This is a genomic window from Methylosinus sp. H3A (genome assembly GCF_015709455.1).
Classification (GTDB): Bacteria; Pseudomonadota; Alphaproteobacteria; order Rhizobiales; family Beijerinckiaceae; genus Methylosinus.
In genome coordinates, this window is record NZ_JADNQW010000005.1 from 2,599,949 (window position 1) to 2,613,961 (window position 14,013).

Below are 14,013 nucleotides of genomic sequence, written 5' to 3' on the forward strand. Positions count from 1 at the left end.
ATGGACTACGCCGTCGCGGCGCGTTTGGCAATTGCGCGCTCCTGCTCAAACGCGGAAATGCCGTCCCGACGGAAGGCTGCGCAGCAGCTGCAAGCGCGGCGCGGCGTTGTCGCGGCTGTACCAGGGGTTGAACGCCGGGTCCACGAAGTCGAGCAGGCCGTATTTCTTGCGCAGCGCGTCCTGCTCGCGTCGGAAGCGGGCGAGATTGGCGTCGGTCTCGTCGCTTCCGCGGCTCGCCGATTCATGGTGATACAGCGTCGCGAAGGGCGTCCACACCACGCGAAATCCCGCACGGCCGGCGCGCAGGCAATAATCCGTGTCGTTGTAGGCGATGGCGAAATTCTGCTCGTCGAGCTCGCCGACGGCTTCGAGACATGCGCGCGTGATCAGCATGCAGGCGCCCGTCACCGCCGCCAAGGATTGGCGCACCTCGAGCCGGCCCATGGGGCCCGGATAATCGCCGGGCATTCCACAGAACCAATGTCCGGCCACCGTGCCGAGGCCGACGATGACGCCCGCATGCTGCAATGTCCCGTTGGGATAGAGCAGCCGCGCGCCCACGACGCCGGCCGAAGGATAGGCGAGGCAGGAGACCATTTCCTTCAGCCAGCCCGCGTCGATGACTTCTATGTCGTTGTTGAGCAGCAATATGTGATCGCCGCGCGCCGCCCGCAGGCCACGATTGACCTGCCGCGCGAAATTGAACGGTTCTTCGACGATGTCGACCGAAAAGAAAGGGTAGGCGGCCTTGGTCCGCTCATAGAGGTCGAGAACGCGGCTGTCCTGCGTGCCATTGTCGACGACGATGATCTCCAAATTCGGATAGTCGGTCCGGCGCGTCAGATCGTCGAACAAGCGCGTGACGAGCGAGAAGGAGTCGCGGCTCGGCACGACGACAGAGACGAGCGGCCAGGCGTCGCTTTTCGGCGCGAATCGCACGCGATGCAGATCGGCGTTGAGCGCCGGCTCGACGACGGCCGGCGCGCCGTCCGACGAATAGCTCTCCGCGAGGGCGCGGCGCGCGCTGGCGGTGGCGCGATCGAGAAAGCTCACCGAATAGCTCTTGCCGTCGCGTCGCCAGAGATAGGCCGGATAGGGAAGATGGACGATTTCCTCCGTCGCGAGACCGTGCGTGTAGCGCAGCAGCAGATCATAGTCCTGCGAGCCGTCGAAGCCGCGACGCAGGCCGCCGAGCGCGAGCAGCCGCTCGCGGCGATAGAGCGAGAGATGGTTGACGTAATTCACGCCGGAGAGCAGCACCGGGTCGAAGGCGGGCTTCAGCGAATAATGCTTGGGCTGCAGTTGCGCGTCGGCCACGATCTCGTCGGTGAAGACGAATTGCGCGCGAGGCGTGCGCTCGATCGTCTCCAACAGCGCATCCACGGCGAAAGGCGCGAGCGCGTCGTCGTGATCGATGAAGCCGATCCATTCGCCGCGCGCCGCGGCGAGCCCGCTATTGGTCGCGGCGGCGATCCCGCCATTTTGCGCCGCGCGCAAAATCGTCACATCGGGCGTGCCGCGATGACGCTCGAGCCAGTCGATCGTCTCCGGCGAGGTCGAGCCGTCGTCGGAGAGGATCAATTCATAGGCCCCGCTCCTCTGAATGCGGAAGGAGTCGAGCAATTGATCGAGATAGCGCGCGGGCGCGTCATAGACCGGCGTCACGAAAGAGAAGGCCGGCCTCTCGCCCGACCAGGCCGCCGCGCCGGCGAAGCGGTCGTTGGCCATGGCGATGACCTGCTCGAAATGCGGCGTCGCGCCGCGCACGCGGGCGACGCGCGCGCCGACGCCGGAAAGCTCGGGCGCGCCGGGCCGCGCGATGATCTCGCACAGCGGCGCCGCGCGTTCGCCCATCGCCGCCGCGCGCAGCCTTTTGCCGACGAAGGCGCGCACGGATTTCTCGTCATAGGCGATAAAGGCGCGAAAACGGAACTGGGACGGGTAGGAGGAGGGGTCGAAGCGGACCTTATGCACGCGGCCGAAGCTCTGGAGCGACACCACATAGACGCCGTCGCGCGTGTGTTTGAGCTCGATCTCCTCGTCCGGCTCGAAACCCTTGCCGAAATCGATATAAATGCGCGGGTCGAGCGTCTGATCGGCGTCGGCGACCTCGAGAATGATATAGGCGGCGCGAAAAAATCGCGGCGCGAAGACGAAGAGCGGGTCCGGATCGGTAGCCTGCCAGCTCTCCCAGCCGAGCCGGCGCAGCCCGGATCGACGCACAGAAGGAATTCTCAGCAACAAGACCATGCCTTCCAGACGTGGAGGCCGACGTCGGCTCCGGGCCTCGGTCATATAGTCGAGCCGCCGCGCCTTGGCCATAGATCGCGAATAGGCGATATCCCCGGCGCAAACACGAATCGTAATGGCGAAAAAGTGGCCAAAATAGGCCGTGGCGCGCGCGTGGACGAGGCGAACGCGCTGGGCTATAAGGGCCGCGGTTCGTGTCGTTGGCGGTTCCAGGCGAGAACGACAAAGAGAAGATGATCCAATTCTCAGAGGTCTTCAAATTCTATAAGACCGAGCGGCACTCGAAGATCATTCTGGACCATGTCTCGATGGTCTTCGACTCGAGCTATTCGTACGGGCTGCTCGGCGTCAACGGCGCCGGCAAGTCGACGACGCTCAAGATCATCGCCGGCACCGAGCTGCCGAATTCCGGCAAGGTGCGCCGCACTGTGCGCGTGTCCTGGCCGCTCGGCTTCGGCGGGGGCTTCCATCCCGCGATGACGGGCCGCGAGAATGTGCATTTCGTGGCCAGGGTCTATGGCGCCGATCCGCGCAAGGCGGCGATCTTCGTCGAGGATTTCTCCGAGCTCGGCGATTATTTCGACGCTCCGGTCAAGACCTATTCGTCCGGCATGGGCGCGCGTCTCGCCTTCGGCATGTCGATGGCCATCGACTTCGACGTCTATCTCATCGACGAGATCACGGGCGTCGGCGACATGAGCTTCCAGAAGCGGTGCCATGACGCCTTCGAGCAACGGCGTAAGAACTCTAGCGTGATTTTCGTCTCGCATTCGATGCAGGCGGTCAGCGACTATTGTGATCGCGGCGGCGTGCTGGTCGATGGCCGCCTCTTCATGTTCGACACGGTCGCCAAGGCGATCGAAATGTACAATCGCTTGAATAGATAGGGGCGAGGATGAACGAACCCCCGAAACCTCCCGATTTTCGCACGGCCAATGCGCTCGAGCGCGCCGAGGCGGTTTCCCGCTTTCTCTCGGAAGCGGCGCGGCGCGCGCGATTTTCGGCGCGCGCGCGCGGAGCCTATCAGAAATCCAGTTTCGCGGAGCGGCGCGGCGCCAAGGCGATGCGCATCGCCTTTCTCGTCCTGTCGATCGTCATGGTGGCGATCCCCAATCTCGTGGGGGCGCTCTATTACGGCCTGCTCGCCTCGGACCAATTTGTCGCGGAGGCGAAATTCACCGTCAGCAGCGCCGCCATTCCCAAGCTCGACGGGCTCGGCTCCGTCACCGGCCTGCCGCAGATGATGATCTTTCAGGATTCGATGATCATCGTCGAATATATCGAGAGCCGGACGCTCGTCGAGCAGCTCGAGCGTCAGGTGAACCTTCGCGAACTCTATGGCTCGGATCAGATCGATTGGTGGGCGAGATTTAGAAAATCGAAATCGATCGAGAAATTCACCGATTATTGGAAGAAGATGACCGCCGCGACGATCGGCTTTCCGTCCGGAATCGTCACACTGACGGTCCGCGCCTTCTCGCCGGCCGACGCCAAGACCATCGCCGACAAGGTCGTCGCCGATTGCGAAATTCTGGTCAATGAGCTCAATGAGCGGATGCGGCAGGACACGGTCAGGGCGTCCGAGCAAGATCTCGCGCGCGCCGCCGAGCGGGTCAAGGTCGCGCGGGTGAATTTGGAGCGCGCGCGCAATCTGGAAGGGCTGATCGACGTCCGCCAGACGAGCAAGTCGCAGAGCGAGGTGCTCTCCGGGATCGAATCCGATCTGCTGAAATATCAGCAGGAGTATCTCACTCAGTCGCGCTACGTCGACGAGAGCGCGCCGCAGATGCGCGTGTTGAAGCGGCGCATCGAATCGCTCGAGAAGCAGGTCGCCGATCGCAAGGCGGACATCACCACGCGCGAGGAGCAGGGGCTCGACGCGCTCGCGCGGAAAACCCTCTCGGGCAAGATGACGACCTTCGCCAATCTGGACCTCGAGCACAAGATCGCCGAGACGAGCTATGAGATCGCCACCGCCTCGCTCGACGGCGCGCGTCTGCTCAGCGAGCGCAAGCTGCTCTATCTCCATCAGATCGAGGCGCCGGCGCTGCCGGAGGAGGCCCGCTATCCGCGGCGTTGGCTCTATTCGGGCATTTTGTTAGCGGCCTCGCTCGCGATCTACGGAATCGTCGTCGGCCTCATCGCCTTCGTGCGCAACCACATGGCGTGAGCGTGCGATCAGCGCTCGCGCGCCACTTGCGTGAGATAGGCGCCATATTGGCTCTTGGCGAATTTCTGCGCGGCGGCGCGCAGCGCCTCCGCGTCGATCCAGCCCTGGCGGAAGGCGATTTCCTCGAGACAGGCGATGCGCTGCCCCTGACGTAGCTCTATGGCGCGGACATATTCGGCCGCCTCCAGCAGCGAGGCGGGCGTGCCCGTGTCGAGCCAGGCGAAGCCGCGTCCCAAGCGTTCGACATTCAATTCGCCGCGCTCGAGATAGATGTTGTTGAGATCGGTTATCTCCAATTCGCCGCGCGCCGAGGGTTTCAAGCCGGCCGCGAAATGCGGCGCGCGCTCGTCATAGAAATAGAGGCCGGTGACCGCCCAATTGGATTTGGGCGCTTTCGGCTTTTCCTCGAGTGACAGCGCGCGGCCCGCGGCGTCGAAATCGACGACGCCGTAACGCTCCGGATCGACGACGTGATAGGCGAAGACGGTGGCGCCGCGGTCGCCTTTCGCTTTGGTCAGGGACTCCGTGAGGCCATGGCCGTAGAAGATATTGTCGCCGAGCACCAGCACGGAGCTCTGGCCTTCGACGAAACCAGCGCCGATGACATAGGCCTGCGCGAGGCCATCCGGGCGCGGCTGGACGGCGTAGGAGAAGGCGACGCCCCATTGCGCGCCGGAGCCGAGCAGGCGTTTGAAGGCTGTTTCATCCTCCGGCGTGGTGATGACGAGAATTTCGCGCACGCCCGCGAGCATCAGCGCGCTCAGCGGATAATAGATCATCGGCTTGTCGTAGACCGGCAGCAATTGCTTGGAGACGGCGAGCGTCGCGGGGTGAAGGCGCGTGCCGCTGCCGCCGGCGAGAATAATGCCACGCATGATCTGGTCCTCAATGAGCGGGACCGGCCAGCAGCCGGTCGACGCAATTTGCGAGCGAGGCGCGCCAGTCGGGCAGAGCAACGCCATAGGCGTGCGCGAGCCTGGCGTTGTCGAGGCGTGAATTGGCGGGACGTCGCGCCGGCGTCGGATAATCGGCCGTGGCGATGCGGCGAACGCGCACCGGCGCGCGGCCGCGCTCGGCGGCGCGCGCGAAGATCGCCTCGGCGACATCCGCCCAGCTCGCTTCGCCCGCGCCCGTCATATGGAACAATCCGCGCAGCTCCGGCGCATCGTCCTGCAGCAGGCGCGAGGCGATGTCGAGCGTGGCGTCGGCGATGTCGAGCGCGCTCGTCGGATTGCCGAGCTGATCGGCGACGACGCCGACCTCCTCGCGCGTCTCGCCGAGCCGCAGCATGGTGCGCGCGAAATTCGCGCCGAACGGGCTGTAGACCCAGGCCGTGCGCAGGATCGCGGCGTTCGGGCAGAGCGCTGTGACGCGCCTCTCGCCTTCGAGCTTGGAGCGGCCATAGGCGCCGATCGGCGCGGTCGCGTCGTCCTCGCGATAGGGGCGCGGGGCGGAGCCGTCGAACACGTAATCGGTCGAGAAATGCAGCAGCGGAACGCCGAGCTCGGCGGCCGTCTCGGCGACATGGCCGGCGCCCTCGCCATTCACGCGCATGGCGAGCGTTTCCTCCTGCTCGGCCTTGTCGACGGCGGTGTAGGCGGCGGCGTTGACGATCACATCGCAGCGCGCCTCGCGCAGAGCCGCGCGCACGCTCTCGCGATCGGAAAGATCGAGCTGCGGCCGGCCGAGCGCGACGATCTCCGCTTTTTCCGACGCGCGCTCGCGCAAGGCGGAGACGATCTGGCCCTGCGCGCCGGTGACGGCGATGCGCATCGTCGTCCTCACGCGAATGCGTGGCCGAGATCGCGCAGGCGCGGCCAGCGGCGATCCTTGTCCGACAGAACGGCGCGATCATGCGCGACGGGCCAGGAGATGTCGAGATCGGGATCGTCGAAGGCGAGGCCGCGATCATGCGGCGCCGAATAGAAATTCGTCACCTTGTAGACGACCTCCGTATCGGGCTCGAGCGTGCAGAAGCCATGTGCGAAGCCGATGGGAACGAGCAATTGCCGCCAATTCTCCGCGGAGAGCTCGACGGCGACATGGCGTCCGAAGGTCGGTGACGAGCGGCGAATGTCGACCGCGACATCCAGAATGCGGCCGCGCGTGACGCGCACCAGCTTGTCCTGCGCGAAAGGCGCCGTCTGGAAATGCAGGCCGCGGATGACGCCCACATCGCGGGAGAGCGAATGATTGTCCTGCACGAAGCGGAAAGGCGGCAGGCCGCGCTCCTCCCAGCGCCTTTCATTATAGCTCTCGGAGAAAAAACCGCGCGCGTCGCCGAAGCGGTCCGGCGTGACGAGCTTGACGCCTTCCAGCGCCGTGTCTTCGACCTTCATGCTGTCCTCGTGGTGCGGAGCCGCGCGTCAGACGACGCAGCCGAGACGCTCGCCGCGATATTTTCCGGAGCGGATCGCCTTCCACCACTCCTCATTGTCGAGATACCAGCGCACGGTCTTATCGAGCCCGCTCGCAAAGCTCTCCTTGGCGCGCCAGCCGAGCTCGCGCTCGATCTTGGAGCAGTCGATCGCATAGCGCAGATCATGGCCCGGCCTGTCCTGCACAAAGGCGATCAGCTCGCGATAGGAGCCGCGCGCGCGGGGTTTGATTTCATCGAGACTGTCGCAGATCGCCTGCACCACCTCTATGTTGCGCATCTCCGAGCGGCCGCCGACATTATAGGTCTGGCCGACGACGCCCGCGCGCACGACGGTGAGCAGCGCCTCGGCGTGGTCCTCGACATAGAGCCAATCGCGCACATTCTCGCCGCGCCCGTAGACGGGCAGGGGCTTTTCTTCCAGCGCATTGAGAATGGTGAGCGGAATGAGCTTTTCGGGGAAATGATAGGGGCCGTAATTATTGGAGCAATTGGTGATGATCGTCGGCAGGCCATAGGTCTCGCGCCAAGCGCGGGCGAGATGGTCGGAGCTCGCCTTGGAGGCCGAATAGGGCGAATTGGGCGCATAGGGCGTGTCCTCGCGGAACAGCCCCTCGGCCCCGAGCGCGCCGAAGACTTCGTCGGTCGAGACATGCAGGAAGCGAAAGCCCATGGCCGTCTCGGCGTCGAGACGGCGCCAATAGTCGAGCGCGGCGGAAAGCAGAGTGAAAGTGCCGACGACATTGGTCTCGATGAAGGCCGCGGGGCCGTCGATGGAGCGATCGACATGGCTCTCGGCGGCCAGATGCAACACGGCGTCGGGCCGGAACTCCTCGAAGGCGGCGGCGACGGCGGCGCGGTCGCATATGTCGGCGCGGCGGAAGGAATAGCGCGGATCGCCGGCGATGGGCGCGAGCGAATCGAGATTGCCGGCATAGGTGAGCTTGTCGAAGACGAGCAGCTCATGCGGCGTCGTCTCGACGATGCGACGGGCGAGCGCCGAGCCGATGAAGCCCGCGCCGCCGGTGACGAGCAGACGCATGTTAACGCCCAATTCGTTCGCGGCGGGCGGAATGCGTCGTCGTCGCGGCGAGGAAGCAAAAGGGAAGGCGCATCCGCGAAAACCACCCTTTTCCTGAACCGGAGGCCCGATCGCGCGGCCTCTCAAGCCCAAAGTCTGTCTCTCTAATCCCCCGCCTATTGAAAGATCGTACGGCCCCTGTCAACTCTGGTTCGTCTGCGTCCTCCGGAGTATTTTGTATCAACTATTTGTTTTTAAATGATATAATCTGAGTTGCCGCCTGCGGTTCGCCGACTCCGGAGCGCGGAGGGGAGGAGTTTTAGAGTCGTTCCAGACTCCTTGCGCCGGATGGCGGTTTCGCGCTATCCCGCGACGCGTCGGGCCGCGACGGATCGGCGGCCGTACAGAGAGTAATCGATGTTTCAGCGTCCCGGCAAGGCGGCCTTCGCCTTCATCCTGGTCACCGTCGCGCTCGACATGCTGGCGCTCGGCGTGATGATCCCGGTGCTTCCCAAGCTCATCGTGGAATTCGAGGGCGGCGATTTGCGAAGCGCGTCTGTCGCGACGGGCGTGTTCGGTTTCGCCTGGGCATTCATGCAATTCCTGTTTCAGCCGGTGCTCGGGGCGCTGTCGGACCGTTTCGGCCGCCGGCCGGTCGTCCTCCTGTCCAATCTCGGCATGGGGCTCGATTATGTGTTCATGGCGCTCGCGCCCTCCTTGTCCTTCCTCTTCATCGGCCGGCTGATTTCCGGCGTGACGGCGGCGAGCGTCTCGACGGCTACGGCCTATATCACCGACATCACCGAGCCGGAGAAGCGCGCCGGCCGCTTCGGCATGATCGGAGCGGCTTTCGGCGTCGGCTTCATCCTCGGTCCGGCGCTCGGCGGCGTGCTCGGCAATCACGACTTGCGTTATCCGTTCTGGGCCGCGGCGGCGCTGAGCCTCCTCAATGCGGCCTATGGCTATTTCATCCTGCCGGAGTCGCTTTCGCCGGAGAAGCGCACCACTTCGATCCTGTGGCGCAGCGCCAATGTGCTCGGCTCGCTCGATTTTCTGCGCCGCGACCGCTCGCTCGCTCTGCTCGCGGTCGCGATCTTTCTCTCCTTTCTCGCGCATGAGTCGCTGCCGAGCCTCTTCGTGCTCTACACCGAATATCGCTACCATTGGGATGCGGAGACGACCGGCTGGGCGCTCGCCATCGTCGGCGTGTCGCAGACCGTCGTGTCCGGCGGCCTGGTGCGGCCGGCGGTCAAGCGCTTCGGCGAGCGCGCGACGCTGGTCGTCGCTCTGGCGGCGGGGGCGCTCGGCTTCGCGGCCTACGCCTTCGCGCCCACGGGCGGGATTTTCATGGCGGCGCCGCCGCTCATCGCGCTCTGGGCCATGGCCAATCCGGCCTTTCAGGGGCTCGCGACGCGTTTCGCCTCGGCCTCGGAGCAGGGGCGGCTACAGGGCGCGCTGTCGAGTCTTCGCGGCGTCTCGGGAATGGTCGGCCCGCTGTTTTTCACGCAAATTCTCTCGGCGTCGATCGGCGCAGGCGGCTTTCCGGGGGCGGGATATTTCGTGGCCGCGCTGTTGCTCGCCGCGAGTCTCGTCGTGGCGCGCAACGCCGTGAGCGCCGCGGCGGCGGAGCCATCCTCCGCCTGACGTCGCTTTCCACCGCGCGGCCGCTTATATTCGATCCGCGCGCCGGCCCGCCGGCCGGCAATTCGGAGATGCGCATGAGCTTCGTCGCAGCGGCCGTCTATTTCGCCATTCTCGCCTCGGCGGGGCTCGGCGTCTATCTGAAGGCGCGTCAGAGCCGCGCCGCGCGCGCCGACCGCGAGACCCCGCCCGTCGAATTCGCCGCGACGATCACTGCGGAAGAGCATCGCCGCGCCGCCGACTACACGGTGGCGCGCATGCGGCTCTCCGTCGCCGAGACGCTGTTCGATACGGCGCTCGCCGTCGCATGGCTCGCCCTTCTGCTCGGCCCGCTGCATGCGCTGCTGGCGCAATTCATCGCGCCGGGCCTCACGCTCAGCGTCGCCGTCGTCGCCGCCGTGGCGATCGTCGACCATTTGCTGCGCCTGCCCATCTCATTCGTCGAGACCTTCGGCCTCGAGACGCGCTTCGGCTTCAACCGCTCGACGCCGGCGATGTTTCTCCTCGACGAGGCGAAAGGCGCGGCGCTCTGGCTGCTGTTCTTCATTCCCCTGCTCTATGGGCTGTTCTTCGCCGCGCGCTTCTCGCCCGATTATTGGTGGCTCGCGGGCTTCGTCGCGGCGGTGGCGCTGCTGCTGGCCATGACGGTGATCTATCCCGCCTTCATTGCGCCGATGTTCAATAATTTCGCGCCGCTCGACGACGCGGCGCTGAAGGCGCGCATGGAGGAATTGCTCGCGCGCTGTGGATTTCAGTCCGGCGGGCTCTTCGTCATGGACGCTTCGACGCGCTCCACCCATGGCAACGCCTATTTCTCCGGCTTCGGCAAGGCGAAGCGCATCGTCTTCTTCGACACTCTGCTGCGCAAGCACAGCCCCGATGAAATCCTGGCCATTCTCGCTCATGAGCTCGGCCATTATAAATTCGGCCATGTGCGGCAGCGGATATTCCAGGCGGCGGGCTTCCTCTTCATCGGCTTCGCGGCGCTGCATTTCGCCTTCGAGTGGGGGCTCGCCGGCGCTTTCGGCCTGCCGAATGATCCGGGCGTCATTTTCGTCATCGCGCTGACGGCGGCGGCGCCCATCCTTCATCTTCTGTCGCCGCTCACCAACTTTCTGTCGCGCCGCGCCGAATTCGAGGCCGACGGCTTCGCCAAATCGATCTATGGCAAGGAGCCGATGGTGAGCGCGCTCACCAAGCTCTCTCGCGACAATCTCGCGACGCTGACGCCGGATCGGCTCTATGCGCTCTTCTATTATTCGCATCCGCCGGCGCCGATCCGCATCGCCGCGCTGGAGGAGGCGCGGGGCGGCTGACTTTCAGGCGGCGTGCGCCTTGTTGCGGAAATAATGGAAATCGCCGCGGGCGATCAGCGCATCGTCCGGCGCGGTCTCATGCGGCGCGAGATCGGGCTCTGCGCGCAGGCGGTCGTAGATGGGGCCGAAGTCGCGATAGCAGGCCTCGAGCAGGCGCTCGAATCCGTCGACGACGAAATAGCACTGCTGGAAATCGTCGATGATGTAATTGGTGCGCATCACCCGCTCGAGATCGAAACCGATGCGATTGGGCGAAGTATCCTCGATCGAGAAGACCGTCTCCGCCGGCGAGGAGAGAATGCCCGCGCCGAAGATGCGCAGCCCCGCTGGCGTCGCGATGAGCCCGAACTCGACCGTGTACCAATAGAGCCGCGCGAGATTGTCGAGCTGGCCGCGCGCCAGCGCCCGCCGTCCGCCCTCGCCATAGGCTTGCAGGAAGCGCGCATAGACGGGATTCGCCAGCAACGGCGCATGGCCGAAGACGTCGTGAAAAACGTCCGGCTCCTCGAGATAATCGAGCTCCTCCTCCGGGCGGATGAAGGCGCCGGCGGGAAAGCGCCGATTGGCGAGATGCTCGAAGAAGACATCGTCCGGCACGAGGCCGGCGACCGGCACGACGCGCCAGCCCGTCAGCGGCGAGAGGCGCGCGCTCAGCGCGTCGAAATCGGGAACGCCGTCCGGCGACAGCTTCAACGCGTCCATGGCGGCGATATATTCGTCGCAGGCGCGGCCGGGCAGGAGCGCGGCCTGGCGGGCGTAGAGCCGGCGCCAGCGGTCGTGTTCGGCCGCGCTATAGGAGGGCCAATCCTGCTCTATCGTCCAATCGGCGCGGCGGGGCGCGTCGGCGTAGCGGTTCTTGCCCTTCTCCATGCGGCCCTCCTGAGCGAAAGCCGGGTTCTCGTCCGCGCTCCCTCCCCAACCCTCTCCCGCAAAGCGGGGGAGGGTTGGGGAGGGAGCGCGGGTCTTCGATACGAAAGACGCGAACTACTAGATAGGCGCGCGCCGGCCGGCCGCAAAGGCGCTCAGCCGGGCGCGAAATGCGCGGTGAAATGGCGCAGGAATGGCGCCTGCCTCACGATGCGAAACGGCGGGATCGCGGCGCGCTCGCGGAACACATTCTCGATCGTCTCGATCACATAGTCGAAATGGCTCTGCGTATAGACGCGGCGCGGAAAGGCGAGGCGCAGAAGCTCGCGCGGCGCCGGCGTTTCCGTTCCATCTGCGGCTCTGCGGCCGAACATCACGCTGCCCAATTCCACGCCGCGCACGCCGCCCTCGAGATAGAGCGCGGCGGCAAGGCCGATGCCCGGAAAATCAGTCGCGGAAAGATGCGGACAAAAGCCCGCGGCGTCGATGAAGACGGCGTGTCCGCCCGCCGGCCGTACGATCGGCACGCCGCGCGCGACGAGACGCGAGGCGAGATATTCGACCGTCGCATGGCGATAGCGTTGGTATTCCTCCTCCAGCGCCTCCTCGAGCCCGACGGCGATCGCCTCGAGATCGCGTCCGGCGAGTCCGCCATAGGTGGGAAATCCTTCCGTCAATATCAGCAGATTGCGAAAATCCTCCGCCCAGCGATCGTCATTGCAGGCGAAGAATCCGCCGATGTTGGCGAGGCCGTCCTTCTTGGCGCTCATCGTCGCGCCATCGCAGAGCGAGAACATTTCGCGCGCTATGTCGATGAGCGCGCGGTCGCTGCAGCCTTTCTCCCACAGCTTGATGAAATAGGCGTTCTCGGCGAAGCGGCAGGCGTCGAGCACGAGTGGAATCCCATGTCGCGCCAGCAGAGCCTTGGCCTCGCGAATATTGCGCAGCGAGACCGGCTGGCCGCCGCCGGCATTGTTCGTCGCCGTTATCATGCAGAAGGGAATTTTCTTCCCCTCGCGCTTCAGCACGCGCTCCAGCGCCTCGAGATCGATGTCGCCCTTGAAGCGCGTCTCCGCATGAATGTCGGCGGCCTTGGCGCTGGGCAGATCGAGCGCCGTCGCGCCGACATATTCGACATTGGCGCGCGTCGTGTCGAAATGGCTGTTGTTGGGGACGATGTCGCCCGGCTTCAGCCGCGTCGCGGCGAGAATACGCTCCGCCGCGCGGCCCTGATGCGTAGGAAAAATATGCGCGAAGCCGGTGATGTCGCGAATGGTCTTCTCGAAGCGTCGCCATGACCGGCTTCCGGCATAGCTCTCGTCGCCCATCATGAGCGCAGCCCATTGTCGATCCGACATGGCGCCCGTGCCGCTGTCGGTCAAAAGATCGATGGTGATGTCCTCGGCGTCGAGCAGAAACACGTTGTAAAACGCGGCTTGCAGCCGCTCCTCGCGCTTTTGCCGCGTGGTGATCGGCAGAGCTTCGGTCATTTTTATGCGGAAGGGCTCGATGATGGTGCGCATGAGAAAAATTCTCCTCTCACCAATGTCGAAATAGGGTCGTAATCTTCTGGCGCAGCTTCGCTTTGCTTCGGCGCGCCGGCTGTGGCAAAAGCGATGGCGTAAAGCGAGGAACTCCATGGCGGCCGATGTCACTTTTCCCGCCGCTGCGGCGGCGGGCGTACTTTCGTTCTTGAGCCCCTGCGTGCTGCCGCTGGTGCCGCCCTATCTCACCTTCATCGCCGGCGCGACGCTCGAGGATCTCGCGGTCGAGGGAAAGAAGCGCGCTCGGCGTGACGTGTTCCTGGCTGCGATCTTGTTCGTCGCCGGCTTCTCCACCGTATTCGTGGCGCTCGGCGCGACGGCGAGCGCGTTCGGACGAGCGCTGCACGCCTACCAATGGATATTGGAGAAAGCCTCCGGCGTCGCCATCATCCTGATGGGCCTGCACTTCCTCGGTGTCTTCCAGATCGGCCTGCTCTATCGCGAGAAGCGTCTCGAGGTCGCAAAGCCGGTCGGCCTCCTCGGCGCCTATGTCATGGGCCTCGCCTTCGCCTTCGGTTGGACGCCCTGCATCGGTCCGATCCTCGCCGCCATTCTCGCCGTCGCCGGCTCGCAGGAGACGGTCGGCCGTGGCGCGGTCCTGCTCGGCGTCTATTCGGCGGGCCTCGGTCTTCCCTTCCTCGCCGCGGCGGCGGCGATGGGGCCCTTCATGGGCTTCATGCAGAAGTTCAAGAAGCATTTCGGCAAGGTCGAGAGGGTCGTCGGCGCGCTGCTCGTGCTGACGGGCCTCGCTTTTCTCACCGGCGGGATGCAGAGCTTCTCCTTCTGGCTGCTCGAGACCTTTCCGGGTCTCGCGAATTTCGGGTGAT

Annotated in this window: 12 protein-coding genes; 5 read left to right on the forward strand and 7 right to left on the reverse strand. The window is 65.0% G+C overall.

The window, feature by feature from the left end; translation table 11 throughout:
• Positions 1-45: 45 nt before the first annotated feature.
• Positions 46-2,244 carry a glycosyltransferase family 2 protein gene (locus tag IY145_RS15120; protein WP_196408966.1) on the reverse strand — a complete coding sequence of 733 codons (2,199 nt, stop codon included), beginning with the start codon at positions 2,242-2,244 and terminating at the stop codon, positions 46-48.
• A 239-nt stretch (positions 2,245-2,483) separates the two neighbouring features.
• Between IY145_RS15120 and IY145_RS15125 the strand changes: the two genes are divergently transcribed.
• The gene (locus IY145_RS15125; protein ID WP_196408967.1) at positions 2,484-3,137 is read left to right on the forward strand and encodes an ABC transporter ATP-binding protein; all 654 of its coding nucleotides are present in this window, start codon (positions 2,484-2,486) and stop codon (positions 3,135-3,137) included.
• A gap of 8 nt (positions 3,138-3,145) precedes the next feature.
• Positions 3,146-4,420 carry a lipopolysaccharide biosynthesis protein gene (locus tag IY145_RS15130; RefSeq protein ID WP_196408968.1) on the forward strand — a complete coding sequence of 425 codons (1,275 nt, stop codon included), beginning with the start codon at positions 3,146-3,148 and terminating at the stop codon, positions 4,418-4,420.
• Between the two features lie 8 nt (positions 4,421-4,428).
• Here the strand turns inward: IY145_RS15130 and rfbA are convergent, their stop codons facing one another.
• The 4 genes from rfbA to rfbB are packed head-to-tail and all read right to left on the reverse strand — an operon-like array spanning position 4,429 to position 7,839.
• On the reverse strand, positions 4,429-5,295 hold the full coding sequence (gene rfbA, locus IY145_RS15135; protein WP_196408969.1) for a glucose-1-phosphate thymidylyltransferase RfbA: 867 nt from the start codon (positions 5,293-5,295) through the stop codon (positions 4,429-4,431).
• A 10-nt stretch (positions 5,296-5,305) separates the two neighbouring features.
• On the reverse strand, positions 5,306-6,193 hold the full coding sequence (gene rfbD / locus IY145_RS15140; RefSeq protein ID WP_196408970.1) for a dTDP-4-dehydrorhamnose reductase: 888 nt from the start codon (positions 6,191-6,193) through the stop codon (positions 5,306-5,308).
• Positions 6,194-6,201: 8 nt separating this feature from the next.
• A complete protein-coding gene (gene rfbC, locus IY145_RS15145) occupies positions 6,202-6,759 on the reverse strand; it encodes a dTDP-4-dehydrorhamnose 3,5-epimerase (protein ID WP_196408971.1) in 558 nt (185 codons plus the stop codon).
• Positions 6,760-6,786: 27 nt separating this feature from the next.
• Positions 6,787-7,839, reverse strand: a complete 1,053-nt coding sequence (gene rfbB, locus IY145_RS15150; protein ID WP_196408972.1) for a dTDP-glucose 4,6-dehydratase — start codon at positions 7,837-7,839, stop codon at positions 6,787-6,789.
• Positions 7,840-8,235: 396 nt separating this feature from the next.
• On the opposite strand from rfbB, the gene IY145_RS15155 reads away from it, so the two are divergent.
• Positions 8,236-9,462 carry a TCR/Tet family MFS transporter gene (locus tag IY145_RS15155; protein WP_196408973.1) on the forward strand — a complete coding sequence of 409 codons (1,227 nt, stop codon included), beginning with the start codon at positions 8,236-8,238 and terminating at the stop codon, positions 9,460-9,462.
• Between the two features lie 74 nt (positions 9,463-9,536).
• A complete protein-coding gene (locus IY145_RS15160; RefSeq protein WP_196408974.1) occupies positions 9,537-10,775 on the forward strand; it encodes a M48 family metallopeptidase in 1,239 nt (412 codons plus the stop codon).
• Positions 10,776-10,778: 3 nt separating this feature from the next.
• On the opposite strand, the gene phhA is transcribed toward IY145_RS15160, so the two are convergent.
• Together phhA and IY145_RS15170 are read right to left on the reverse strand one after the other, a co-directional pair.
• Positions 10,779-11,645, reverse strand: a complete 867-nt coding sequence (gene phhA / locus IY145_RS15165) for a phenylalanine 4-monooxygenase (protein WP_196408975.1) — start codon at positions 11,643-11,645, stop codon at positions 10,779-10,781.
• A 152-nt stretch (positions 11,646-11,797) separates the two neighbouring features.
• On the reverse strand, positions 11,798-13,165 hold the full coding sequence (locus tag IY145_RS15170; protein ID WP_196408976.1) for a tryptophanase: 1,368 nt from the start codon (positions 13,163-13,165) through the stop codon (positions 11,798-11,800).
• Positions 13,166-13,280: 115 nt separating this feature from the next.
• Here IY145_RS15170 and IY145_RS15175 point away from each other — a divergent pair, with 115 nt between their 5' ends.
• Positions 13,281-14,012 carry a cytochrome c biogenesis CcdA family protein gene (locus tag IY145_RS15175; RefSeq protein ID WP_196408977.1) on the forward strand — a complete coding sequence of 244 codons (732 nt, stop codon included), beginning with the start codon at positions 13,281-13,283 and terminating at the stop codon, positions 14,010-14,012.
• Position 14,013: the final 1 nt, after the last annotated feature.